We start from the raw sequence: 25,701 nt of genomic DNA on the forward strand, positions 1-25,701 counted from the left end.
GGTTGCTTTTCTATTGTTAATTAGCATGTATTGTTTTTTTCGTCATATAAATATTTTACATAGCTCCTCAAACGTTTTTAATAGAAGGGAAGTATATGATGCGCTTCATACCAATAGTCATTGTCTTATTACTCGTGTTATCCGGTGTTTATTATCTATTTGAAGAAAGTGAGGTATTTACAAAAGATTCAATAGAACCTTCCAGTCAAGCTGTCGAAAAAAGCGATAACAAGCTGCAGTCAAAAGAAGTGCCGGACAATCGCAGCACTGTTCCATTAGAAGGCAATACCTATCAGTGGATGAATAAATCCACAAATGAATTACTGGAAAAGTTTGGAGAACCTTTGCGGAAGGATGCGAGTCCTTACGGCTATGAGTGGTGGCTTTATACAAATGAACAGAATCAGTTTATTCAGTTTGGCGTAGAGAATGACAGCGTGGTATCGATTTATGGGCTGGGCAAACATTTATCAATTGAGCCTGCAGATATTGGTATGACATATGATAGTGCTCGTGATGTGTTTACCATGTCAAATGAAGTGACATACAACGAAGAATCATCTTCTTATACGTTCAAATTGAGCGATGAGGAATTAGTGGAACGTCCATTGGTGAAGATTACAGACAGTATCTTTTTACAGTTATATTTTGATACAGTTACTCAGGAGCTGTCAGCCTTTCGAATGCTATCAGCCGATACGCTGCTCAAGCATCAGCCGTATGAAATGCACTATCGGGGAGAACTCCCTGAAGCACCGGAACTGACTGATGAGCAATGGGAAAAGGTGGAAGAAGGGGCTGAACAGCAAATATTTCATATAACTAATGTTATGCGCAGTCAACATGGCAAATCAGGATTGGAATGGGATGAAAATGTCAGTGATGTTGCTTACTTGCACAGTGAGGATATGGCACAAAATAGTTATTTCTCCCATTATGCCGAGAATGGTGATGGCTTAAAAGAACGGCTGGAAGCAAAAAATATATTCTATCAATCCGCCGGTGAAAACATAGCTGCTCAGTATCCTGATGCACAGGCTGCTCTTCACGGCTGGCTGAATAGTAAAGGGCACCGTGAAGCTTTGCTGAAAGAAGACTTCACTCATTTGGGGGCCGGCGTTCACCGTTTTCATTACACGCAAAACTTTCTCAAAAAGGAATAAACATCGTACATTGATTAATAATGAATTCATTATCTCAGGCAGAATCACAGAATCCGCCTATTTTTCATAAATTAATCAGTAACAGCTATTGTTACCGAGGTGAGAAATGATGAGTGATAACCTCCATCCAAGTGTCAGGGAATTTAAAGCATTTTTGCAAAAACATCCCGGGCTGGTGAAAGAGGTCAGAAAAAGTGGAAAAGGCTTCCAGACATATTATGAAAAATGGGCCTTGCTCGGGGAAAATGACCCGTTATGGGAACGGTATAAAGAAACCGGCAGCGGAGCAACCGACAGCAAATCTAAAGAAGGAAAAAAAGAAATGGTTGAGCGCCTGGTCCAGATGTCGGAGAATATTGATTTGGATAAACTCCAAAATCAAGTCGATAACGTGAATAACACGATTTCGACTTTACAGGGACTTCTTGGGCAGTTTCAGTCATCGCAAAACCCGTCGAAGCAGCCATTTGGAAATCAGAATCTATTTAATGCATTTAAAGATTAGGGGTGGTCTGATGCAGAAACCGGTGTATAACTATTTACAGCAAAATCCGAAATATGCTCATTTTGTCCGGTTTAATCCCATTTGGTATCGCTATCTGACAAGAGAACCTGACAGAATTCGTGAGCTTGAAAATGAATCGAAGTTCTTTTACGGTGAAACGTTTTCCCAGCAAGTGGATAAAATCGGCAGTCATGTACAAATGCTCAATATGCTGATCAATTTCACTGAAATCATGAAAGACTAGGGTTGCGCCTGTTTTATTCTTTCGCATTACATGATAAGATGAAATTGGAGGTGAGAATAATGATAGGAACAATGGAATATGCCGATATTCTGGATCATTCAGAAATTGTCAGCAACATGGTCCTGAAATCAGATGTCATGGAATCCTATCAAGATGCCCGGAAGGCTCTTAACGAGAACGCAGAAGCACAGAAGCTGATTACAGCTTTTAATGATATAAAAGAACAGCACGAGGAAGTTCAGCGATTCGGGAGATACCATCCCGATTACAACGAAATCATGAAAAAGGTGCGCTCGACTAAACGTGAAATGGACATGAATGAGAAAGTAGCTGAATTTAAAATAGCTGAACGTAACTTGCAGAAAATGCTGGACGAGATAAGTGAGTATATCGCTTTTAGTGTAAATAATGACATTAAAGCACCAAAAGACGGTGCAGCGCTAACCGATGTTGGATGCGGCCATGGCGGAAAATGCGGGTGCAGTGCATCTTGATGTTCGGCTGATATTCTGGTAGACTGACTAAAAAAAGTCATGTTAGTGAGGATAAGTGATGAGGACGAAACGTCAAGGGCTGATTGTCTGGTTTCAGCATATGAAAAACATTAAACACATTAAGCGTTATGGACACTTAATTTATTCATCCAAAAAGCTCAAGTACTCAGTCATCTATGTGGATCAGGATGTTCTTGATGATATCGAAACAAAATTACTGAAATTACCATTTGTTTCAAAAGTCGATCGTTCCTATAAGCCTTATTTGCAGACAAACTTTGAAAATGCGATACCGGATAAGGCGAAGGAATATGATTATAAAATGGGAATTTAACCTTTGCAGCAATACATACTATAGTTGCAAAGGTTTTTTTATTTTTGACACAAGTTTGCTGTGGGATTCAAAACAAGCTTTACCTAAATAGAAAAAAACCTGCAGAAAATTTTCTGCAGGTCCCTTTGTTTTCGCATCAGAAAACAAAAAGGCAAAGGGAGAGGAGAAACCGGAGGAAGAACTTATGGGGAAGTGTAAGTCTTCTCCGTGTTTTTGAAACAGTCAAGCAAATTTGAGCTGTTTCATTATGTTATTATGGACAGGCAAAATGTTTATATACATAGATTTATGAAATGATTTTAAAGAGGTTGTTCAAAAAGTCCGGTAACAATGACACGTCGGTGTTTCTAGTTGACTTGTTTTTCTCCGCGGCTCATGTATCTAAAGGCAAACATTCCTTTCCTTGGAAAAGAAATACGCTTTCCCTTCGTGCGATGTAAATTCGGGGGGAGTTTTCTGTGCTCGAAACTGCGTCGCCTCGAACTTCTCGGTCTTTTTTCCCGGCATATAATGATCAGTAACCCACCAGAAAACGGCGGCTAACAACATTCAACGGAAAAAATCATTCCGCTGAATGAAGTTTCACTTTATCCTCCTTTTTGAACACCCACTTAAAAAGAGATGCTTGCGTATTTAAATTGATAGGCTTATTATAATTTAATGAGGTGGTTGTATGCGTGTAATTGCTGGTATATATAAAGGGCATAAGCTGGAAGCAGTGCCAGGGAAGACAACAAGACCTACTTCAGATAAAGTGAAAGAGGCAGTATTTCAAGCTTTAGGGCCTTTCTTTGAAGGCGGTCGTTGCCTTGATTTATTCGCCGGAAGCGGTGCGTTGGGAATAGAAGCATTAAGCAGGGGCATGAATCAAGGTATATTTGTCGATAAGCACCCAAAAGCTATACATACCATTCATAAAAATTTGCAGGCGCTGAAGCTGGACGATCATGCTGAAGTATTTCGCACAGATAGTTTTCGTGCAATGAATGCTGCTTTCAAAAGAGGGCTGACGTTTGATTTGATATTGCTGGATCCCCCTTATCAAAAGGTAAGTTACGGGAAAGTGCTTGATTTAATTGACGATTTCCAGTTATTGAATACGGATGGCCTAATATATTGTGAGCACGACGCGTTTGAGCAATTGCCAGCTGAATCCGGCAGATTTTCAATTGCAAAACAAGCAAATTATAACGATACGACAGGCATAACCATCTATCAAAATACAAAGGGGGCTGTTTGAATGAACCGGTTGGCGATTTGTCCGGGAAGTTTTGATCCGGTTACATATGGGCATCTTGATATAATTGAACGAGGGGCGAAAGTTTTTGATGAATTGATTGTTGCTGTTTTTAATAACCAGTCCAAGGCACCTTTATTTACTGTTGACGAAAGGATGGCTCTACTGGAGGAAAGCACGAGGCATCTTCCAAATGTTTCCGTTGATACCAGTGAGGAGCTCTTAATAGATTATGCACGCGAACATAAGGCAGATGCTATACTGCGCGGACTTCGTGCTGTCAGTGATTTCGAATATGAGATGCAGATTACAGCCATGAACCGTAAGCTGGACGACAACATTGAAACGTTTTTTATGATGACGAATAATCAATATTCATTTTTAAGTTCCAGCATCGTTAAAGAAGTTGCCAAATATAAAGCGGACGTAGCTGATTTAGTGCCGGGGCCTGTCGAAAAAGCGCTAAGAGATAAATATAACAACAACAAATGATCTTAAGAAGATGCCGTTTTATTACGGCATCTTTTTTATGTGCGTGTTCAAAAAGGAGGATGACAAGGACCGAGAAGTTCGAGGCGACGCAGTTTCAAGTAGCGTAAAGTATGTCTTTAGATACATGAGCATAAGGAATACTTCTCTGAATCCGCATTGCTCGCCTTTGCCAAGGAGTGAAGAAACAAGCCAACTAGAAACACCGGTGTGTCATTGTTACCGGACTTTTTGAATAGCCTCTTTAAGTTTTTTGCATCCGACTCAAAATAATAAACAAAGCAGAAGCAATAGCGATCAATGTTATAACAGGCCCAATTTCTGCGAGGCGATGTAAGGCGGTAAGCCAGGATTCTTCATGCATGTCATTTGATACAGGCACGCCTTTAAAATCAAAAGAGGTCCGGTTTAAATATAAAGGTGTATAAAACAAAGCTGTCAGAATGGCTGCAAATATGCCGTGAAGAATCCTAGCAAAAAAGTAGGGGGCGAACCGGATATCTGTCGGTGCGATAATACTTGCGACCTGGGCTTGAACAGACAGGCCGTTAAAGCCCAATATAAAACTGACAACAATAATTTTCTCCAGCAGATTGGCGGAATTCTCCTGTGAAATTTGACTTGCACCAAGTGTGATTTCAAATAAGCCGGATAATAAAGGCAAAGCTAGCTCCGCCGGAATCATGAGAATTTGCAACAGGTGCTGAAAAAATATTGCGATAATCGGTGATATGCCTGCAATATACAAAAGCTTCGTGAACACAGAAAATAAAATAATGAATCCGCCGACCATCACTAATGTTTGGATTGAATTCAGCACAGCATCGCCGACGATTTTACCAAAAGGGCGGGGATCATTAAGTCTTGTGCGATGCATTTCCCGAAAAGCCCGCAAAATAGAAGTTTTATATTTCTTTGATTTAGCGGATTTCATTTCAGCTCGCCTGCCGTAAAATCGCATACATATTCCAACGAGTGCGTTAGCAATATAATGTGAGGAGGCCAGTACAATACCAAGCTTCACGTCGTAAAAAAAACCGACTGAAACAGCTCCGAAAATGAAAAGGGGGCTCGAGGCGTTCGTGAATGAGACGAGACGCTCAGCTTCAATTTGGGTCAGCTGCCCTTCTTCCCGAAGGCGTGCTGATATTTTTGCACCCGTCGGATAGCCGCTCGCCATCCCCATCGCCCAAGCGAAACTTCCTGAGCCGGGTACATTAAATAAAGGCCGCATAATCGGTTCAAACAGGACGCCAATAAATTTCACAAATCCGAAACCAATCAGCAATTCAGCTGTGATAAAAAAAGGTAAAAGTGAAGGAAATACAACTTCCCACCACATGTTCAGCCCCCTGATGCTGGCTTCTAAAGATTGATCAGGGTATTTAATCAGACAAAAAGCAATAAACGTCGTCATGCCTGATAATAGTAATGTTTTCAATTTCTGTATCATCGTCAGCCCCCTGTGGAATGCGTGAATTCTGTACTTCTTAATTGGTAAGTAGTAAAATAATGCTAGCTTAATTTTTATTAATTAGCAGTAACCACTCAACATCATTGGTCGTTTCCGGAGTTTGTACGAGTCTATATCAATATACGCACATACAATAGGGTTTTATGACATACACTTTTGCGACACGGCCTATTGGACGTTTTGGACGGAAAGGGGATTATTCGTGAGATTTACAAAGAAACATATTATTTATTTGATTTTAGTGATTGCTATTGCATTTTTTATATCCGCATATAAACTCCCGTTTTATGTATATAAACCGGGTGGAGCTGATGCCCTTAATCCAATAGTGGAAGTTGCAGAAGGCTATCAGAGTGAAGGTGATATGCACCTGGTGACCATTCGCGGTGGACAGGCAACCCCTGTCCAGTATCTAATGGCAAAAATTATGCCCCATCAGGAGATCCAGCCATTGCGTGAGGTCAGGCCGGAAGGGGTATCACAGGATGAATATTTTCATGCTCAGCTGCAAATGATGGAAAGTTCCCAGGAAGCGTCAACCGTGGTTGCTTATGAAGCAGCCGGCGAGGATATTACAATTGATTATAACGGTGTCTATGTCGTATCGGTTATAGACGGAATGCCGGCAGAAGGCATATTGCAATCAGGTGACCGAATCACTGCAATTGATGGAGAGGAAATAGATGAAGCAAATGATTTAATTGATTATGTCGATAATAAAAAGGCAGGTGATACGATCACAGTTAATGTAGTGCGGGATGAAGAGGAACTTGAGAAGGATGTCACGCTTGAAGCATTTCCGGATATCGATAACAAGGCAGGTGTTGGTATCCAGTTGGTAACCGATCGCAGTGTGGAGGTCAATCCTGAAGTGAATTTTTCCAGCGGAAGCATCGGAGGACCGAGTGCCGGTTTGATGTTTTCATTGGAGATATATGATCAGCTGACTGATGTGGATTTGACAAAAGGTTATGAAGTCGCCGGTACCGGTGAGGTGGATTATCAAGGGAATGTGATGCGGATTGGCGGTGTTGACAAAAAAGTTATTGCTGCTGACAGAGAAGGCTGTGACATCTTTTTTGCCGCCAATAATAATGGGAACGAGGATTCGAACTATGAGAATGCCGTGAAAACAGCAGAAGAGATCGGGACTGACATGGAAATTGTTCCTGTTAATACTTTTGAGGATGCACTGGACTATTTGAAAAACCTTGATTCTGCAAAAGCGTAAACAGGGAAGATCAGTAAATGATACTGTTAACAAAATGTGATCCATTTAAAGCCGGCATTAAATGGATGAGGCGCCGGCTTTTCACCGATAGCCTCATCTTTGATCATTATGCCATGATCGGCGGCTGAAGTTCTTGCCGGCGGAATTCGGTTCGTTTATCAGCCGGGAGAATGCTGTAATAAGCATTGCTCGCTTTCTCCTCCTTGAGTGCCATCGGGACATTTGCGCGTGCAAGTGTTGTAATAAGTGGGACATCCATTTGTTTCTTCCGGGAATTTAAATAGTGCTGACCGGTTTTGGTCATGCCGAGCAGTCTGATATATGGAACTGAAGCGTTACCTTTAATCAGGTTCACTTCTTCTTTTGTTGTATTTGTTAAAATGTGCGCAAAAATACGTTGCAGTCTTGTCCATGTATAGCGTTTCGTTTTAATAGCATGCATCCATTCATGAAAGGATCCGGCCTTAAGTGCGGACTTTTTGATACGGTATTCGAGTCCTTCGTCAACACCATGGATGGCTGCAAGTTCACTGTCCGACATGGTCATGACCCGATAATGCAACAGGCTGAAATACGACTCCCATGAATGCCAACAGTTGGCCTTTTGTTTATAATGCAAAAGCTGGGTAATTGTTTCTTCCGGAAGTGCACGCTTTACTTGTTCAGTCACTTTATTTGTTGCCAGCAGCTCTTCACGGATGCTTGTGGCACTAGCGATAGAATCAGTAATTGCCTGATCGTGATAGCCGCTTTTTATACGGGTTATAGTTAGGGGGTCGATTGGCAGATCATTATCCAGAATTGATTTAACATAGCCGAACCCAAGGATATTATTAGGTTTTGCCAAATCCATTTTGTCTGTTGTCAGTCCGATGTGCCGATAAGCAAGGCGGCTGGCTTCAGGGAATGATTCCCCTTTATCCAGCTGCTCATGAAGCGCCGATTGGTAGGATGCCTGATTGTTTTTAAAAGTGTTATAGCCTTGAGTGAAGTATGAGATATCGCCGGATTCGCTGCCAAAACAAATGCTTGACACACCTGCCTCATTTAGCGTCTTGACTGAACCCTCGGCAAATAGATCACTGCTTTGGACAGCATAGAGGTAGGGAAGTTCAAGCACTAGGTCAGCACCTGCTGACAAAGCAGCTTTCGTTCGGTGAAACTTATCAATGATTGCCGGTTCACCACGCTGCAGAAATGATCCGCTCATGACAGCTATTATACAATCAGCACCTGTCGCTTCTCTTGATGCTTGAATATGATAAGCATGTCCATTATGAAAAGGATTATATTCAACAATTAAACCGCAAGCCTGCATAGTCTTTAGCTCCTTTTTCAAGTTGGTACTCATTGTATCAAAAAAAGTATGCGTATGCATGGTTGTCTATGTACTCCAACGGGAATACTGGAAACACGTAAATGTGTAAAGAAAATATGTTGACAAAACTGCATTTTCCTTTTAAAATAACTCATGTTGCCTTGAGGTGATTATATGAAATTTTCATTAGGACAAATTAAAAAAAATTCAAGGGATGAACCCTTTTCATTCGATGAGCATGTCGATGTTTCCGAACTGGAAACCATGAAAAATGATATCCGGCAAATCGGTTCGGTTCACGTTCATGGGACCGCGATGGACCAAGGTGATGAGATCATATTCACATTTAATATTGACGGCAAAATGATCCTGCCTTGTGCCCGCACATTGGTCGATGTGCCTTATACGTTTGATATCGATACAATTGAAGTGTTTTCTGAGTCACCTTATCAGGATGACGATTCTGATGATGAAATTCATCAAATTGATGGGGAAGTACTTGACTTAACCCCGCTAATCAAGGAAAATATCCAATTGGAAGTGCCATATCGTGTCTTTTCAGATGATGCAAATGCAAAAGGTCAAGCTCCGACAGAAGGGGATGGTTGGGCATTTGTTTCTGAGGAAAAAAATGAACAAAAACCAGATCCACGTTTGAAGAAACTGGAATCGTTACTGGAAGATGATGAAAAGTAGAAATGTGTTTCCTTTTCAATTTGAAGGAGGTGTAAGTGATGGCAGTACCAAAGAGAAGAACTTCAAAAAAGGTGAAAAACCAACGTCGTACGCATAAAAAACTGCATGTGCCAGGTCTGGTTGAATGCTCAAATTGCGGTGAACTTACAAAACAGCATCATGTTTGCAAATCTTGCGGGCATTATGACGGAAAAGAAGTAGCAGCAAATGACTAATCCTGTCTCATAGGTTTTCTGAACAGATCACTGATAAGTGATCTGTTTTTATATATAGGATTTGGAGCGGCAGACCTGATAATGAATAGGAAAAGGAGATTAAACAGATGTCAGAGCTGGTTACATACAGGTATGATGAACAAGGTTTTGGTGAGATAACGCTGAACCGCCCGGAAAAAATGAATGCGATATCAAAGGAAATGGCTGAAGTCTTCAGTACAGCTTTGGAGACGGCTAAACAGCAATCAATAAAATTTTTAGTTATTACAGCTTCCGGTGAGCGGATGTTTTGTGCCGGAGGGGATCTAAACGATTTGAATGCTGACTTGCCCTCTGATGAAGCATTTTCTGTTTTATATCCTATGAAGGAAGTTCTCTATGAAATCGCGTCTTTTCCAGTTCCTGTTGTCTGTTTATTAAATGGAGATGCTATGGGAGGCGGGTGTGAAATTGCCACAGCGTGTGATTTCCGTATTGCTAAGAAAGAAACCCGTTTCGGATTTGTCCAAACAAAACTTGGAATCACGCCAGGCTGGGGCGGCGGAAGACTGTTATATGAAAAAGTTCACCCTGTGTTTGCCTATCAATGGCTGATGGAAGCAGAAATTCATGGAGCAGAATACCTGCTGGAAAAAGGCTGGATCAACAGGGTCGTGCCGGAAGATGAATGGAATGACAGGGGAACCCTATTAAGACCGTATCTGGCTAAATCTCTTGAGCAAATGAAAGTGTTAAAAAACCAATATTTACGCCAGGTATCCATTTTATCACTTTCCGCTCAAATGGATGAAGAGGTGAGAAATAGTGCTAATCTATGGGAGACTGCGGAGCATAAGGAAGCAATCAAGCATTTTTTTTCACGCAAATAAGTTTTTGTTCATTTGCTGAAGACCGCACGCAGATGCATTTAGAAAGATTCATTGTTTTTAAACAGATCCAATCGATTTTAAGTTAACAGCCTACCCGAAAATTTTTGTTTCTGATCAATTCTATTACACCTACCTTTTGCATACATTGATAGCAAATGTATTAGGAGGGGTGTTATGAATGCAACACGGCAGGATGCATGGTCGAAAGATGAAGATATATTATTGGCAGAAACTGTCCTTCGCCATATAAGAGAAGGAAAGACGCAGCTTGAAGCATTCAAAGAGGTAGCTCATCAGTTATCAAGAACATCAGCAGCATGCGGTTTTCGCTGGAATGCGTCGATCCGCAAAACATATGAAAACGCCATTGAAAGTGCTAAAGAGGACCGAAAACAAAATAACCGGCAGAAAACAATGGTTGACCATGATTCAAAATCTATGAACAATGAAGACCCGCTTGCTGCTGCTATTTCACTGCTTGAAAAAATCCGCACGGACTCACCGGCAGAAGATTTCGGATTCCCGGAAGATCAGGAAATGGCACATAGACAGCTACTACAGGAAAATAAAGCGTTAAAAAAGCAGTTGATGCATTACGAACAGGCTTGGGAAGAGATGGGGAAGTTGTGGAATTGGGTCAATGAACAACAGAAGTGAAAAAATAAGACATGAATGTTGGTAAAATGCCATTCATGTCTTTATTTCTTATGGATTTAACAGTTATTCTTCAGGATCACTGTTTGACTGCCCGGTGTCTTTTTCCTTAACACCTTCAGGCATCCAGATAAGCGGGTTTTCACCCCGGTCGCGTTCCATGTCGTATTGGGCTTTTTGGAAGTCCATTTTTTCCCAAAAGGCATGTGAGTTAATCCGCGGATTTGTTTTAATCGGCAGTTCAAAACTTTTGGCAAAATCAACGAGAGCTTTTCCATAAAATCTCCCGCGGTAATCAGGCAAAACCTCCAGCTTCCACAGCTCCAGATAGTCCTGAGCCGGTTCGAAATAATTATCGTATTTGGCACTTATTCTGTATAAGCTCATGCGTCCAATCAGATTGTGTCCGATATAAATCCCATAAAATGGCGACTCGCTGTTGTTTTCAATGATGTTGTTTTGAAAATCTTCCAGCATAGACAGTTCCTGATTGCCATATTCCTTGAAGCGCTTAAACTGCTCCAGCGTTTTATAATTGATTAGGAGTCTCTCAACTTGTATATTATTCATCATTCTTCAGCCCCCAGAAACAAAAGTATTTAGAATTTCTCCACTTTTAATTATAATATAAAAGAAGCGGGAATGGAATGAAAGCGAATGAGAATCACGCACTTTTAACAAAATTCCTCTCTTCGTCATTTGATTGAAGAAAAACTTGAGCTGCAGAAGGGAATTAATGACCGGATATGATATGGGATATGTTTGTTTATGTTATTGGAATCATCATCACCATACCAGTTATTGCAACGACAACTGTGTATGCCGGCAGCAAAATGCTGCATAATAATAAATGGAAAGCATTTCATGCAGCTGTGAATTGGACAACGCTTCTCTATATTATTGCAGTTATTGCCATGCTGAAAACCATTTTTGAAAGCACATTTTTAAGTTTTATCCTTCTGATGTTGCTTAGTCTGTTTACGGTTATTGTTGTGTTTCACTGGAAAATGTATACCGAAATTGTTTTCAATAAAATTTTTAAAATTTTTTGGCGTGTCTGCTTTTTGATTTTCTTCCTGCTATATGTTCTTCTGATTGTAATTGGAACAATCATTTATATTGTTTAGTCTACAGACTGTATTATTTGCGTTCATAAACAGAATGGGTGCAATCCGAAGTTGATTTATGTACAATCAGAATGGATAGTTTCGATAACCGTTAAAGGAGCATATGACGTATGCACATCACGCCAATTAAATTACAAAATCAGAATGCGCTAATAGACGATTATCGCAATCAGGAACCAAATATATTAGAGCATTTTGACTATGATCCATATTCTGAAGAAACATACCAAACGAGAATGCAGCAACTGAAGCAAAAGCAAATCGATCGTGATCGTCTTCGAGAAGTAGTAGAAACGATGAATAAACGATGGGATGCTCCCCAACAAACTTATTATAACATTGAACGACTGAAAGAAGAGAACAGTGTTGTGGTGATCGGCGGACAGCAGGCGGGGCTTCTGACAGGTCCGATGTATACGATTAATAAAATCATATCAATCATCCAATTGGCCAGGCGTCAGGAAGCCAAATTACAGGTGCCTGTTATACCGGTTTTTTGGATAGCCGGTGAAGACCATGATTTTGATGAAATTAACCATGTTTATGTTCAGAAAGAAAACGTTATGACGAAACACATATTGAATCAAAATGTCGCCGATAAGCCATCTGTTTCAACGGTTGAAATTGATAAAGCGGCTGCTGTTCAATGGGTCGATGAATTATTTGAACAGCTCACTGAAACAGAACATACCCGGAATGTGTACCGGACTATTCGAGACTGTCTGGACCGGTCTTCTACATATGTGGATTTTTTTGCGCAAGTTGTTTATCAATTGTTCGACGAGGAAGGAATTGTTCTTGTCGATTCCGGTGCTGAGGAGTTGCGTGAGATTGAACGTGAGCACTTTGCTGCATTAATTGACAAGCAACAAGAAATCAGTTCCGGGGTCTATACGACCTTACAGCAGCTAAACCAAAAAGGTTACACGGTTTCGCTGGATACAGAGCCTGAAGAAACACATCTTTTTTACCATAAAGGCAATGACCGAATTTTATTGATGCGGGATTCTGATGGAAATTGGACGGGGAAACAGAATGAAGTCACGCTGACCACTAACGAAATGGTGGAAACTGCTCATTTCCATCCCGGTCTTTTAAGTAATAATGTCGTGACAAGACCGGTTATGCAGGAATTATTATTTCCTACTCTCGCATTCATTGGCGGACCGGGTGAAGTGGGTTACTGGTCCGCTTTAAAGCCCGCTTTCCATGCGGTGAATATGGACATGCCGCCGGTAGTTCCCCGGCTTTCACTAACACTTGTTGACCGCCACATTGAAAAATCAATGCGTGAGTATGGCATTTCGTGTGAGAAGGCAATTAACCGTGGCAGTGCGGCTTCTAAGACCAAATGGCTGGCGTCTCAAAGCAAAGCACCACTGCATGAGGTGGCCTCTGAGGTGAGGCGGGCCATTGGTGACGTGCACGAACCGCTGCGCGATATTGCCAGAGAAACACGATCTGATTTAGGTGAATTGGCAGATAAGAACTTGTACTATTTAAATGAACATATCGAGTATCTTGAAAATCGTATTCTGAAAACAATCGAAGAAAACCACAAGAAGCAGCTACATGAATTTGATCTGGTTCACCAACACATGCATCCATATAATGGATTACAGGAACGGATCTGGAATCCAGTGTTTTGGATAAATGTTTATGGCACTGACTTTATTAAAAAATTAGTTCAGGAACCGTGTTCATTCGAAGACGATCACCATGCTGTTTATCTATAACGGGTGATAATCCCCCCACCTTCTACCACTTTTACATTAATGAGTGGCAGGAGGTGGTTTTTTTATGCCGAAAACAGGATGCTCCCCACTGTTGTTCCTGTTTGAAAAGTTTTTGTCAGAGTTTACGGCATTCCCTCATTTGAGACTGCCCACAAAAAAATTAGATAAAATTTAAAAGATATGGTGGTGAATAGTGGGGGAATGTGGTAACATGTGTATAAGAAAGTGGGGCGGACTCTATGTTCATGGGCGAATACCAGCACAATATCGATTCAAAAGGAAGAATTATTGTGCCTGCCAAGTTTCGGGAGGGGCTTGGAGACAGCTTTGTTGTCACCCGTGGACTGGATAAGTGTTTGTTCGCCTACCCAATGGATGAATGGAAATTACTTGAAGAGAAGTTAAAAAAGCTCCCGCTTACGAAAAAAGACGCCCGTGCATTTACAAGGTTTTTCTTCTCCGGCGCAATTGAATGTGATGTGGACAAACAGGGGAGAATAAACATCCCGCAGCCGTTAAGGAACTATGCTGCTTTGGATAAAGAATGTGTTGTCATAGGCGTATCCAATCGGGTTGAATTCTGGGCTGAAGAAAAATGGAAAACCTATTTCGATGACTCGGAAGAATCATTCGGTGAAATTGCCGAAAACCTGATGGATTTTGATATTTAATAAAGTAATTATGTTAATAAGGAAACCAGGTGTCGTACATGTTCAATCATTACAGTGTATTAGAAGAAGAAGTCATTAATGGACTGGCTATTAAGCCTGACGGTACATATGTCGACTGTACAGTTGGCGGCGGAGGTCATGCTGAGCGGATTGTCTCACGCTTAAACGACGAGGGACTTTTAATTGCTTTTGATCAGGATCAGGAAGCATTGCAAGCCGCAGAAGACCGTCTTAATCCGTTCCATGAAAGGATGCTTTTCGTTCAGGCAAATTTCAGGGAGCTGGAAGAAAAATTAGCGGATCACCAGATCGATATCACTGATGGTTTTTTGTTTGACCTTGGCGTTTCTTCACCGCAGCTGGATCAGGGTGAAAGAGGCTTTAGCTATCAGCACGATGCCAAGCTCGACATGCGCATGAATCAAGAGCAAGAGCTTGATGCACGTGACATTGTAAACGAATGGTCCTACAGCCAACTTGTTAAAATATTTTTCAGTTATGGTGAAGAGAAGTTTTCCAAACAAATCGCACGTAAAATTGAGACGATGAGGAAAGAACAGGCAATCGATACAACTTATCAGCTGGTGGAGATTATTAAGGATGCAATCCCCGCCCCTGCCCGACGAAAGGGAGGACATCCTGCCAAGCGGATATTCCAGGCGCTCAGGATTGCCGTCAATGACGAATTAAGCGCTTTTAACGATGCACTTCATCAAGCTGCTCGATGTGTCGGCATTAATGGCAGGATTGCTGTTATTACATTTCACTCACTTGAGGACAGAATCTGTAAACAAGCATTTAAAAAATGGACAAGTGCAAAACCGGTCCCGCGAAACTTACCTGTGATTCCGGACGATCATCAGGCACCATTCAAACTGGTCAATAAAAAACCGCTAATACCGAGTGAGGATGAACTGGATGAAAATCGACGCTCCCACTCAGCCAAGCTTCGAATCGTGGAAAAAACAGGGCAGTGGAATGAGGATTTCACATATGAAGAAGGGTGGAGAAAATTATGAATGAAAATCTGGCGCAAAGCTGGGAAAAGTCTTATTCCTCGAGCGCACCACAACAAGACAAACAAACATTAGTTAAAGTCCGGAAGAAAGGCTGGATAACAAAAGGTGAAAAGGTTTTATACTCACTTGTAGCTGTTATGCTGATTGCTGTCAGTATTTATGTCGTATCCTTCGCTTCCACAACAGATACGCTGAACAGGGAAGTAGAGTCACTTGAGGCGAACGTACAGCATCAGAAAGTTACCAACGAAGGACTTGTTTATGAGAAAAAGCAATTAGAAAGACCTGAGCGCATTACCCGGATTGCGAAAGAAAACGGGTTAAAAATACAAGATGCCCAGGTAAAACAGGCAACAGCTTTTAACAATAACTAAACAAGGCGGATGAGTCATGAATAAAAACAGGAATACCAACATCATGACCGGAATTTTAATTATATTGTTTGTTGGGGTGTTTCTACTCATATCGGGGAGGTTCCTTTACATTCAGGCAACCGGTGCAATCGATGGCGTATCACTGGAAGAATTAGCAGAAGAAAAGCGAACTGCATCTTACACCCTTGATGCAGAACGCGGCAAAATTTATGATCGAAATGGTATGACATTAGCATATGATCGCCCTACATACCGAATTCAAGCTATTGTCAGCGAGTCACATACGCAAAATGAAGATGAACCAATGCATGTCGATAATCCGGAAGAAGTTGCAAAGAAGCTGGCTCCTTTACTGGATGCGGATGAAGGTTATCTGTTGGAGCAGCTGAATGAAGGCATTAATAACGACCAGTTCCAAGTAGAATTCGGCAATGCGGGCAAAGAAATCTCACAAGAAACAAAGGAAGAGATTGAGGCATTGGGACTTTCCGGCATTAATTTTGTCGAAGAGCCTATCCGCTATTATCCCAATGGCATGTTTGCTTCACAGATTATCGGGTTTGCACAAAAAAATGATGGCGTCATCAGTGGTGTAACTGGTATTGAAAATGAAATGAACGACCTGCTAAGTGGAGATGACGGCTCTATTTCGTACGAACGTGATCAGTATAACACGAAATTATTAAATCCAAATGAAGTCGTCAAAGAACCGGAAGATGGCGGAGATGTTTACTTGACGATTGACCAGAAAATACAGACACTGCTTGAAGACACTATGACACAAATGAATAACGAGTACAGTCCTGAGCGTATGACCGCAATTGTCATGGACCCGAAAACCGGTGAAGTGCTGGCTATGAGCAACCGGCCAAGCTATAACCCGAATAACCTGAAAGATGTGGAAAATTGGTACAATGATGCGATTTCCACACCTGTTGAACCGGGCTCAACAGTGAAGATGTTCACATGGGCAGCTGCAATTGAAGAAGGTGTTTATAACGGAGATGAATGGTATAAATCAGGCAAGTATCAAATCAGTGATCGCGTAAGTCCGGTCAGAGACCATAATGGCGGTGAAGGCTGGGGCTCCATAACGTATGATGAGGGCTTTGCCCGTTCTTCAAACGTGGCCGCTTCCAAACTTGTATGGGAAAAGATCGGAACCGAGACATATTTGGATTACTGGAATGCGTTTGATTTTGATGAAAAAACAGGCATCGATTTACCTGGGGAAGAAGCCGGACAACTTGTTTATAACTACCCGCGGGATAAAATCACAACATCCTTCGGTCAAGCAAGTACCATAACTCCAATTCAGCAAATGAAAGCTGCAACAGCGATCGCAAATGATGGAAAGATGGTCAAACCGTATGTTATTTCAAAAACAAAGAATCCAAATTCCAATAAGACAATTGATGAAAAATCAACTGAAGTTGTCTCAGAACCAATTTCGAAAGAGACTTCCGACCAAGTGATGGATTTGCTGGGCTCAGTCATTTCATCCGAACATGGGACAGGGAAAGAATATCAGCTCGAAGACTATTCCGTTGCAGGCAAAACGGGCACAGCCCAAATATCTGAAAATGGAAGCTACTTGACCGGCCATGGCAACTATATGTATTCATTCCTTGGCATGGCGCCGAAAGAAGATCCGCAGCTGATGATGTTTGTGTCTGTCAAACAGCCTGACATTAAAGCAACTGAAACCGGTTCGGTTCCTCTTTCATTTATCTTCAAAAATGTCATGAAAAATAGCTTGCATTATTTGGATATCGAACCTGACAAAGAAGAAGCCGAACAAATTGAAAGCGTGCAGCTGCCGAAAATGATTGATCAGGAAACATCTCAAGTAAAAAACCAGTTGACCGATAGTGGTTTGAATGTTTCCGTCATCGGGTCGGGAAATACCATCACCAAAGCCAGTGCCAGTGAAGGTGAAGAGCTGCTGCCGGGTGACAGAATCATTCTGGTAACGGATGAGCCGAAAATGGTGGACATTAGTGGCTGGTCACTGCGGGATGTCCTTGAATTATCTGATTTGATGGGGCTTAAGCTCGAACCAATGGGAAATGGCTATGTGGCGACACAAAACATTGAAGAAGGCACACCAATTGAAAAAGGTGACTATTTAGGAGTTGAGCTCAAGCCGCCGCAAGCTGACGAGGAACAAACAGAAGAACAAACACAAGACAATTAAGCGAAACCTAAGTGTGCCACGTCCTGCAGAAATTGCAGGGCGTGGCTCCCTTTTGCTGTCAGTCATGTTCTATTCCTTTTTTTGTGTTCATATAGTGGATACAAGCCTACGTATGATTATGAAAAGGGGAAGGAAAATGAAACGCGTATCTTCAGTAACTGTACGAAAACGAATCATAGCGGTTTTTTTGGTGGGTCTGTTGGTATTTACAATTATCGACGTGCGGCTGGGTTATGTCCAGTTTGTCATTGGTGATGAGCTGATGAATCTTGCCGATGAATCCTGGAGCAGGGATATAACGTTCGAGCCTGAGCGCGGCAAAATATTGGACAGGCATGGTGAAGTGCTGGCAGAAAATGTATCAGCTCCTTCTGTGATCGTTGTTCCCAATCAAGTGAAAAATCCCCAGAAAACAGCAAATGATATAGCCGATGTGTTAAATATCTCAGAACAGAATGCGTATGATTATGTGACGAAAAATGCTGTTTACACGCGCGTTCACCCTGAAGGCAGAAAGATAACAGAAGAACAGGAGCAGGCCTTCAGAAGATTGAATCTTGACGGTGTGTATCTTGCGAAGGATTCAAAACGCCACTATCCTTTTGATGACTATTTATCCCACGTGTTGGGTTTTGCCGGGATTGACAATCAGGGACTTATGGGACTTGAGCTTTTTTATAATGACCGCCTAAACGGGGAAGAAGGAAGTTTGTCGTTTTATTCAGATGCCAAAGGTAGAGAACTGGATCAGCTGGCTGATGATTATGAAGCACCTGAAGATGGGCTGAATTTGAAAACGACAATTGACTCCAAAGTACAGACGATTATGGAGCGTGAACTGGATCTTGCCGAGTCGCAGTATAACCCCGATGGTGCCATGGCAATTGCTGTGGACCCTGATACGGGAGGCGTTATGGGAATGGCCACACGTCCTAATTTTCATCCGGAAAATTATCAGAATGTGGACTCCGAGATATATGACCGGAATTTGCCGATATGGAGTACATTTGAACCGGGTTCAACTTTTAAAATTATTACATTAGCAGCTGCTTTGGAGGAAGAAATGGTGGACCTTGAAGAAGATCATTTTCATGATGACGGGGATATCTCAGTGGGCGGAACGGAACTGCACTGCTGGAAAGGCGGCGGTCATGGTCAGCAAAGTTATCTGGAGGTCGTGCAGAACTCCTGTAACCCTGGGTTTGTACAGATGGGATCAGAACTTGGCAAGGAAAAATTATTCAGTTATATAAACGATTTTGGATTTGGACAGAAAACCGGGATTGACTTGCGCGGTGAAGGGAATGGCATTTTATTTGACCCGGATGATATAGGTCCGGTTGAGCTTGGAACGACTTCATTTGGGCAAGGGGTTTCAGTAACACCGATCCAACAGGTAATGGCTGTGGCAGCTGCTGTTAATGGCGGCAAGTTATACGAACCCTCTATCGCCAAAAAGTGGATTGATCCGAAGACAGACAAGGTTGTTGATACAATTGAACCGGAATTGAAAGAGCGGGTGATTTCCGAGTCAACATCGGAAGAAATCCGTTATGCGCTTGAGAGCGTTGTGGCTGAAGGTACCGGTCGTCCAGCGTACGTAGATGGCTATCGTGTCGGCGGCAAAACAGGCACCGCCCAGAAAGTAGGGCCTGACGGTAATTACTTGGCGAATAACTATGTTGTATCATTTATGGGATTCGCCCCTGCTGATGATCCGGAGATTGTGGTTTATGTGGCACTTGATAACCCGCAAGGTACAGTACAGTTCGGTGGACCAGTAGTCGGACCAATCGTCGGAACCATAATCGGGGACAGTCTGCGGGCAATGGGCGTGGAACCGAGCGAGGATGGACCTGAGAAAGAATATACCTGGCCGGAACAGCCACCTGTTGAAGTGCCGGATCTGATCGGTATGAGAAAGGAAGATTTAATTGAATATCAGACGAACCTCTCAATTGAATCAAGCGGATCAGGGGACTATATTATTGACCAGGAGCCAAGCCCCGGAACTAAGGTTGATCAGGGGCAAACAGTAAGAATTTATTTATCTGATAAAAATTCATCGTGAACAGCTTATAAATCTGCTATAATACATTCAGCGGATTGGTTTAATCCGCTGAATGTCAGTGTCATTTTAATAAATCAGTTAGTCTAAATAAGAATAGGATGTTTGAAATGAACTTATCGAAATTGCTTTCGGTGCTGCCATTTTATGATACTTCAGCACCTATTGACGACATAACAATCAATCAAATTGAGGCAGATTCCAGAAAAGTGAATAAAGGAAGTCTGTTTGTTTGTATAGAAGGTTTTACGGTTGATGGCCATGATTTTGTTCATCAGGCAGTTGAAAATGGCGCTTCTGCAATCCTTGCGGGAAAAGATGTAAATGCTTCGGTTCCGGTTATTCGCGTTAGTGACACGTCCAAATCAATGGCGATTGTGGCTTCAAAGTTTTATGGCTATCCAACTCGACAGCTGCCGCTCATTGGTGTAACCGGTACGAATGGCAAAACGACTACCACTTATTTACTTGAATCAATATTTAACCAGTATAACCGGAAAACAGGGCTTATTGGGACCATCCAGATGAAAATCGGGGATGAAGTCTATCCTGTACATAATACAACGCCTGATGCACTGAGTTTACAAAAAACTTTTGATAAGATGAACCGGGAAAATGTGAAGACTGCCATCATGGAAGTATCTTCCCACGCTCTTGATATGGGACGTGTTAACGGGTGCGAGTTTGATATTGCCGTGTTTACGAATTTATCCCAGGATCATTTGGACTATCATGCGGATATGAAAGATTATCTGCATGCTAAAAGTCTTTTGTTTGCCCAGTTAGGGAATACTTATGATGAGGAAAACAAGAAATTTGCAGTCATTAATCAGGATGACCCGCATCATTCAGTTCTGGAAAAAAGCACTGCACAGCATGTCGTCACTTACGGTCTTGATAGTGACGCACAGGTGAAGGCGACAGATATAAACCTGGAGGTAACGAAAACCGAATTTACAATGGTTACACCGGCAGGTTCGACCCGAATAAAAGTGAGTCTGATCGGCAAGTTCAATGTTTATAATATGCTTGCTGCAAGTGCGGCTGCCGTAAGTGCCGGTGTTCCGCTGAATATGATTAAGGCTGCGCTTGAAAATGTTCAAGGTGTTGACGGTCGTTTTCAGCCGGTAGATGATAATCAGGATTTCGCGACTGTAGTGGACTATGCGCATACACCTGACTCACTGGAGAATGTGCTGGAGACCATTAAAGAATTTGCGGAAAACAAGGTGTATGTCGTGGTGGGTTGCGGCGGTGATCGTGATAAAACAAAACGGCCGCTCATGGCTTCGGTTGCCATGCAATATGCTGACAAAGCTGTTTTCACTTCTGATAATCCGCGTACGGAAGATGCGCAAGCTATTTTGAATGATATGACAGAAGGGCTCCAAGGCGATCATTACACGGTTATCGAGAACCGGCGGGATGCCATTTTTCATGCCGTTGGTGAAGCGGAAAAAGGTGATATCATATTAATTGCCGGAAAAGGTCATGAAACCTATCAGGAAATTGGGCATACCCGATACGATTTTGATGACCGCATAACAGCAAAAGAAGCCATTCAGCAAAAGGTTCAATAAGAAGGCTGAAAAAAACAATCCTAAGCCCTATACCTGATAGCCGCCATCGTACAGCGGCCCGCACAGGATTTTGAACGTTTTTAAGAAATGAAAGCTAAGGAGAATCAGGAATGTTATTTACGACAAAATGGCTTGCAGCTATTTTTGATGACTTAAACGGAAATGCAAGTGATTCAATAAAGATTAATGAGGTAACAACTGATAGTCGGAAAAAAACGCATCAGTCGCTCTTCATTCCGTTAGTCGGTGAAAAGTTTGACGGTCATCATTATATGAAAGAAGCGTTCAACCAGGGAGCAGTCGCTGCAATCTGGGATAAAACGAAAGAAGTGCCTGATTTTTTACCCCAGGATTTTCCGTTGTTTTTTGTTGACGATACGCTGGCTGCCATGCAGAAACTCGCGACATGTTACCGCGGGAGTGTGGATCCTGCTGTCATCGGCGTAACGGGATCGAATGGCAAGACAACGACTAAAGATCTGATCGCTGCAGTGATTGCTCCATCAATTAAAACGCATTATACGAAAGGTAATTTGAATAATCAAATCGGTGTGCCATTGACGATTTTGTCCATGCCTGCTGATACAAAAGCACTGGTAGTTGAGATGGGTATGAATCACTTCGGCGAGATTGAAACGTTGAGCAAAATAGCAAAACCCGATTATGCTGTGATCACGAATATCGGCGAGTCACACATTGAATACTTGGGTTCAAGAGAGGGCATCGCCAAGGCGAAAATGGAAATTGCTCAAGGGCTGAGTGATGAGGGACATTTATTGATTGATGGCGACGAAGCACTGTTAAGGCAGTCTCGTTATCAAAATTCTGTCATCACTTGCGGCTTTGAACTAACCAATGATGTGCACATACAAAATGTTAAATTATTTCAGGATTCTACACGGTTTCAGCTTTCAGACGGTGAGGAATATACGCTTCCATTGCTGGGAAGCCATCATGCGCTGAACGCTTCCTTTGCCGTAACGATTGCCACACTGCTCGGCATTGAAAAACCGACTATTAAGCAAGCATTGACCAGTCTGGAATTAACATCAATGCGGTTTGAAATGCTCGCGGGCAAAAACGGTTCATCAATTATCAATGATGCATATAATGCTTCGCCAACATCAATGAAGGCAAGTGTGAATGTTGTGAAAGAACTGGAAGGATTTAAGCAAAAAGTGCTTGTGTTAGGGGATATATTTGAACTTGGCGATCAATCGAAATCTCTTCATCAAACAGTTGCTGACAGCATTGATGATTCATTTGACGCTGTTTTTACACTTGGAGAGGATTCATTGGAAATTACGTTACTTGTAAAGAAACGCTACCAAACAATTGATTGCAGGCATTTTACTTCCAGAGAAAAATTATCTATAGCACTGAAAGACTATTTAAAAGAACGTACATTAATTTTATTTAAAGCCTCAAGGGGCATGCAATTCGAGACATTTGTCACTGAAGCTGCTGAGCAGTCGGAATAGGCATGGACGGTTGCTGTAAGAGGAGGAAAAATCGTGAATATTTACGTTTTAATGATGACCATCGCAATAGCATTTCTGATCACCGTCCTGTTGTCACCAATTTTCATTCCATTTTTACGCCGTTTGAAGTTTGGTCAAAGCATCCGGGAAGAGGGCCCAAAGTCACATATCAAAAAAACAGGAACACCGACGATGGGCGGCATCATGATTGTTATAAGTGTCATCATCACGACAATTATTATGTCCGGCAAATATAGTTCCGGATCAATGGGTTATGAAATGTGGCTTCTTATTTTTGTAATGGCCGGATATGGCATCCTGGGATTTTTAGATGATTTTATTAAGGTTGCGATGAAACGGAACCTTGGCTTAACATCTAAACAAAAAATGATTGGACAATTAGGAATAGCACTTGTGTTTTATCTTATTTTACACGTCAATGATTATGCTACTTATATCCAAATCCCGGGAACATCCATTCAATGGGAACTGGGATGGGGATACGCACTGCTGACTATTGTAATGCTTGTAGGAGCTTCCAATGCCGTCAACCTGACCGATGGGCTTGATGGACTGCTTGCCGGTACAGCGGCCATTGCATTTGGGGCCTTTGGTGTTTTGGCCTGGTATGGTTTCCCGCAAAGTGAAGTGACTATCTTTTCACTGGCAGCGGTCGGCGCATTGCTCGGTTTTTTGGTGTTTAATGCTCATCCGGCCAAGGTTTTCATGGGTGACACCGGTTCGCTGGCATTGGGCGGGGCCCTTGGCGCCATTGCTATTTTGACGAAAATGGAGATTATCCTGATTATTGTCGGCGGTGTATTTGTTATCGAAACCCTGTCGGTTATTATTCAGGTCATTTCATATAAGACAAGGGGCAAACGCGTATTTAAAATGAGCCCGCTGCACCATCATTATGAACTGCTTGGGTGGTCAGAATGGCGTGTTGTGACAACTTTCTGGCTGATAGGTCTGATTTTCGCAGCGCTTGGGGTATATATAGAGGTGTGGATAGCTTGAAAGAACTAACGAACTTCCCTTATCATCATGTGCTTGTATTAGGTTTGGCGAAGAGTGGTACCGCCGCTGCCAGACTATTGTTAAACAGCGGACGAAGTGTAAGGGTGAATGATAAAAATACAAGTGACACAGATCCGGTTGCAGAAGAGTTAAACGCACTCGGAGCAGAAGTTGTAACAGGTTCTCATCCGTTATCTGTGTTGGATGATATCGACATCATCGTGAAAAATCCGGGTATCCCTTACGAAACACCTTTGCTGGAGGAAGCCTTTAAGCGGGGGATACCGATTATTACTGAAATCGAACTCGCCGGTAATCTATCTGAAACTGAGATAATCGGCATAACAGGGTCAAACGGGAAGACGACGACGACAACTTTGACCGCTGAATTGCTTAATGAAAGTCAAAAACCGGCAAAAATCGCCGGAAATATTGGTTTTGCAGCAACAGAAGTCGGCCAATCATTGGAACAACATGAGAAAATGGTGTTGGAGTTATCCTCATTTCAATTGCTGGGTGTCAAAACATTCAAACCCCGCATCGCTGCTTTGTTGAATATTTTTCAAGCTCATCTTGATTATCATAAAACATTTGAAAACTATAGAAATGCCAAATGCAACATATTTATGAATCAGACAGAAGAGGATTTCCTGATTTATAACGCGGATAATCCGACTGTTGCAGAAGCTGTAAAAGAAGCAAAATCAACGAAGATTCCATTTTCCTTGAATAAACAAGTCGAAAATGGCGCGTGGGCAGATGATACGGGTATTTACTTTAAGAACGAAAAACTGATTGAGAAACATGATATTGTGCTTGATGGCGACCATAATTTGGAAAATATTCTTGCCGCTATTTGTGCAGCCAAATTAAGCGGTGCTTCCAATCAAGCGATATACAACGTGTTAACAACCTTTAAAGGCGTCCGTCACAGGCTTCAGTTTGTCAGTAATGTCAACGGCCGTTTATTTTATAATGACTCTAAAGCGACGAATATCCTGGCGACACAAAAGGCATTAACTTCTTTCAAACAGCCGGTTGTTCTGATTGCCGGAGGGCTTGATCGCGGCAATGAATTTGATGACTTAATCCCCTATATGGAAAATTTGAAAGCTGCCATTCTAATAGGTGAAACAAAAGAAAAACTTGCTCTTGTTGCGCACAAAGCAGGTGTACCTGTCATTGAAACTGCTGAGAGCATGAGTGATGCTGTTGAGGCGGCCTATAATCTTTCGGATCGTGATGATGTTGTTTTGCTGTCTCCAGCATGCGCAAGCTGGGATCAGTATAAAACCTTTGAACAAAGAGGTGACATGTTTATACAAGCCGTGCATACATTATTGTAGGGGCTTGTATAAACATGAGACAACATTCAGTTACCAATCATCCTGGACAGCAGCTGAAATCTCACGATATGCTGTGTGGTGAACCTGGATGTTACCAGAAGAGCTTTTAAAAACTATTTAAGTCAGTAAAAAAGCCCCTATTCCAAAATAATCTGGATG

General features: G+C 42.0%; 26 protein-coding genes. 23 read left to right on the forward strand and 3 right to left on the reverse strand.

The features are described 5' to 3' along the window. The first annotated feature begins 95 nt into the window (after positions 1 to 95). The 7 genes from AOX59_RS01360 (at position 96) to coaD (ending at position 4,469) form a co-directional block, all read left to right on the forward strand. Positions 96 to 1,163: a CAP domain-containing protein gene (locus AOX59_RS01360; protein WP_237049346.1), complete on the forward strand. Its 1,068-nt coding sequence runs from the start codon at positions 96 to 98 to the stop codon at positions 1,161 to 1,163. 106 nt (positions 1,164 to 1,269) lie between these two features. Then, positions 1,270 to 1,668 (forward strand): YlbD family protein, encoded by a 399-nt coding sequence (gene ylbD, locus AOX59_RS01365; RefSeq protein ID WP_237049347.1) that lies wholly within the window; start codon positions 1,270 to 1,272, stop codon positions 1,666 to 1,668. A gap of 10 nt (positions 1,669 to 1,678) precedes the next feature. Further along, the gene (locus tag AOX59_RS01370; protein ID WP_068440763.1) at positions 1,679 to 1,912 is read left to right on the forward strand and encodes a YlbE-like family protein; all 234 of its coding nucleotides are present in this window, start codon (positions 1,679 to 1,681) and stop codon (positions 1,910 to 1,912) included. Between the two features lie 59 nt (positions 1,913 to 1,971). Beyond that, the gene (locus tag AOX59_RS01375) at positions 1,972 to 2,406 is read left to right on the forward strand and encodes a YlbF/YmcA family competence regulator (protein ID WP_068440766.1); all 435 of its coding nucleotides are present in this window, start codon (positions 1,972 to 1,974) and stop codon (positions 2,404 to 2,406) included. A 58-nt stretch (positions 2,407 to 2,464) separates the two neighbouring features. Beyond that, complete coding sequence (locus AOX59_RS01380) at positions 2,465 to 2,740, forward strand: YlbG family protein (RefSeq protein WP_068440769.1); 276 nt, start codon at positions 2,465 to 2,467, stop codon at positions 2,738 to 2,740. 673 nt (positions 2,741 to 3,413) lie between these two features. Further along, positions 3,414 to 3,980, forward strand: coding sequence for a 16S rRNA (guanine(966)-N(2))-methyltransferase RsmD (gene rsmD, locus AOX59_RS01385; protein WP_068440772.1), 567 nt, complete (start codon positions 3,414 to 3,416; stop codon positions 3,978 to 3,980). Further along, the gene (gene coaD, locus AOX59_RS01390; RefSeq protein ID WP_068440775.1) at positions 3,981 to 4,469 is read left to right on the forward strand and encodes a pantetheine-phosphate adenylyltransferase; all 489 of its coding nucleotides are present in this window, start codon (positions 3,981 to 3,983) and stop codon (positions 4,467 to 4,469) included. A 241-nt stretch (positions 4,470 to 4,710) separates the two neighbouring features. On the opposite strand, the gene ylbJ is transcribed toward coaD, so the two are convergent. Next, the gene (gene ylbJ, locus AOX59_RS01395; RefSeq protein WP_068440778.1) at positions 4,711 to 5,919 is read right to left on the reverse strand and encodes a sporulation integral membrane protein YlbJ; all 1,209 of its coding nucleotides are present in this window, start codon (positions 5,917 to 5,919) and stop codon (positions 4,711 to 4,713) included. Positions 5,920 to 6,142: 223 nt separating this feature from the next. Here ylbJ and AOX59_RS01400 point away from each other — a divergent pair, with 223 nt between their 5' ends. Beyond that, positions 6,143 to 7,171: a SepM family pheromone-processing serine protease gene (locus tag AOX59_RS01400; RefSeq protein WP_068440781.1), complete on the forward strand. Its 1,029-nt coding sequence runs from the start codon at positions 6,143 to 6,145 to the stop codon at positions 7,169 to 7,171. 106 nt (positions 7,172 to 7,277) lie between these two features. Here AOX59_RS01400 and AOX59_RS01405 read toward each other — a convergent pair whose 3' ends face one another. Then, positions 7,278 to 8,489, reverse strand: coding sequence for a nucleotidyltransferase (locus AOX59_RS01405; RefSeq protein WP_068440786.1), 1,212 nt, complete (start codon positions 8,487 to 8,489; stop codon positions 7,278 to 7,280). Between the two features lie 174 nt (positions 8,490 to 8,663). On the opposite strand from AOX59_RS01405, the gene AOX59_RS01410 reads away from it, so the two are divergent. From AOX59_RS01410 to AOX59_RS01425, 4 genes are all read left to right on the forward strand, one after another. Next, positions 8,664 to 9,185, forward strand: coding sequence for a YceD family protein (locus AOX59_RS01410; RefSeq protein WP_068440791.1), 522 nt, complete (start codon positions 8,664 to 8,666; stop codon positions 9,183 to 9,185). 38 nt (positions 9,186 to 9,223) lie between these two features. After that, positions 9,224 to 9,400 carry a 50S ribosomal protein L32 gene (gene rpmF / locus AOX59_RS01415; protein ID WP_068440794.1) on the forward strand — a complete coding sequence of 59 codons (177 nt, stop codon included), beginning with the start codon at positions 9,224 to 9,226 and terminating at the stop codon, positions 9,398 to 9,400. Positions 9,401 to 9,507: 107 nt separating this feature from the next. Beyond that, a complete protein-coding gene (locus AOX59_RS01420; RefSeq protein WP_068440797.1) occupies positions 9,508 to 10,269 on the forward strand; it encodes an enoyl-CoA hydratase/isomerase family protein in 762 nt (253 codons plus the stop codon). Positions 10,270 to 10,443: 174 nt separating this feature from the next. After that, entirely contained in the window at positions 10,444 to 10,926 is a 483-nt protein-coding gene (locus AOX59_RS01425) for an RsfA family transcriptional regulator (protein WP_068440800.1), read from the forward strand. 63 nt (positions 10,927 to 10,989) lie between these two features. Here the strand turns inward: AOX59_RS01425 and AOX59_RS01430 are convergent, their stop codons facing one another. Next, entirely contained in the window at positions 10,990 to 11,493 is a 504-nt protein-coding gene (locus AOX59_RS01430; protein ID WP_068448071.1) for an N-acetyltransferase, read from the reverse strand. Positions 11,494 to 11,681: 188 nt separating this feature from the next. Here AOX59_RS01430 and AOX59_RS01435 point away from each other — a divergent pair, with 188 nt between their 5' ends. From AOX59_RS01435 to murD, 11 genes are all read left to right on the forward strand, one after another. After that, positions 11,682 to 12,050 carry a DUF3397 domain-containing protein gene (locus AOX59_RS01435; protein ID WP_218917910.1) on the forward strand — a complete coding sequence of 123 codons (369 nt, stop codon included), beginning with the start codon at positions 11,682 to 11,684 and terminating at the stop codon, positions 12,048 to 12,050. A 110-nt stretch (positions 12,051 to 12,160) separates the two neighbouring features. Beyond that, positions 12,161 to 13,786, forward strand: coding sequence for a bacillithiol biosynthesis cysteine-adding enzyme BshC (gene bshC / locus AOX59_RS01440; RefSeq protein WP_068440804.1), 1,626 nt, complete (start codon positions 12,161 to 12,163; stop codon positions 13,784 to 13,786). A 239-nt stretch (positions 13,787 to 14,025) separates the two neighbouring features. Then, positions 14,026 to 14,457, forward strand: a complete 432-nt coding sequence (mraZ, locus tag AOX59_RS01445; RefSeq protein WP_068440806.1) for a division/cell wall cluster transcriptional repressor MraZ — start codon at positions 14,026 to 14,028, stop codon at positions 14,455 to 14,457. Positions 14,458 to 14,495: 38 nt separating this feature from the next. Beyond that, complete coding sequence (gene rsmH, locus AOX59_RS01450; RefSeq protein WP_068440808.1) at positions 14,496 to 15,476, forward strand: 16S rRNA (cytosine(1402)-N(4))-methyltransferase RsmH; 981 nt, start codon at positions 14,496 to 14,498, stop codon at positions 15,474 to 15,476. Beyond that, a complete protein-coding gene (gene ftsL, locus AOX59_RS01455) occupies positions 15,473 to 15,850 on the forward strand; it encodes a cell division protein FtsL (RefSeq protein WP_068440811.1) in 378 nt (125 codons plus the stop codon). The genes rsmH and ftsL overlap by 4 nt, the downstream gene beginning before the upstream one ends. Before the next feature lie 16 nt (positions 15,851 to 15,866). Further along, positions 15,867 to 18,047, forward strand: a complete 2,181-nt coding sequence (locus AOX59_RS01460) for a penicillin-binding protein (RefSeq protein WP_068440814.1) — start codon at positions 15,867 to 15,869, stop codon at positions 18,045 to 18,047. 136 nt (positions 18,048 to 18,183) lie between these two features. Continuing rightward, positions 18,184 to 20,118, forward strand: a complete 1,935-nt coding sequence (locus tag AOX59_RS01465; protein ID WP_068440817.1) for a stage V sporulation protein D — start codon at positions 18,184 to 18,186, stop codon at positions 20,116 to 20,118. Between the two features lie 107 nt (positions 20,119 to 20,225). Beyond that, positions 20,226 to 21,695 carry a UDP-N-acetylmuramoyl-L-alanyl-D-glutamate--2,6-diaminopimelate ligase gene (locus AOX59_RS01470; protein WP_068440819.1) on the forward strand — a complete coding sequence of 490 codons (1,470 nt, stop codon included), beginning with the start codon at positions 20,226 to 20,228 and terminating at the stop codon, positions 21,693 to 21,695. Between the two features lie 110 nt (positions 21,696 to 21,805). Beyond that, positions 21,806 to 23,176, forward strand: a complete 1,371-nt coding sequence (locus AOX59_RS01475) for a UDP-N-acetylmuramoyl-tripeptide--D-alanyl-D-alanine ligase (protein WP_068440823.1) — start codon at positions 21,806 to 21,808, stop codon at positions 23,174 to 23,176. A gap of 51 nt (positions 23,177 to 23,227) precedes the next feature. After that, the gene (gene mraY / locus AOX59_RS01480) at positions 23,228 to 24,196 is read left to right on the forward strand and encodes a phospho-N-acetylmuramoyl-pentapeptide-transferase (protein ID WP_068448073.1); all 969 of its coding nucleotides are present in this window, start codon (positions 23,228 to 23,230) and stop codon (positions 24,194 to 24,196) included. Further along, positions 24,193 to 25,542 (forward strand): UDP-N-acetylmuramoyl-L-alanine--D-glutamate ligase, encoded by a 1,350-nt coding sequence (gene murD / locus AOX59_RS01485; protein ID WP_068440826.1) that lies wholly within the window; start codon positions 24,193 to 24,195, stop codon positions 25,540 to 25,542. Before mraY ends, murD begins: the two co-directional genes overlap by 4 nt. The last annotated feature ends 159 nt before the right edge of the window (positions 25,543 to 25,701 follow it).

The sequence above is a fragment of the Lentibacillus amyloliquefaciens genome, assembly GCF_001307805.1.
In the GTDB taxonomy this organism is placed as follows: domain Bacteria; phylum Bacillota; class Bacilli; order Bacillales; family Amphibacillaceae; genus Lentibacillus; species Lentibacillus amyloliquefaciens.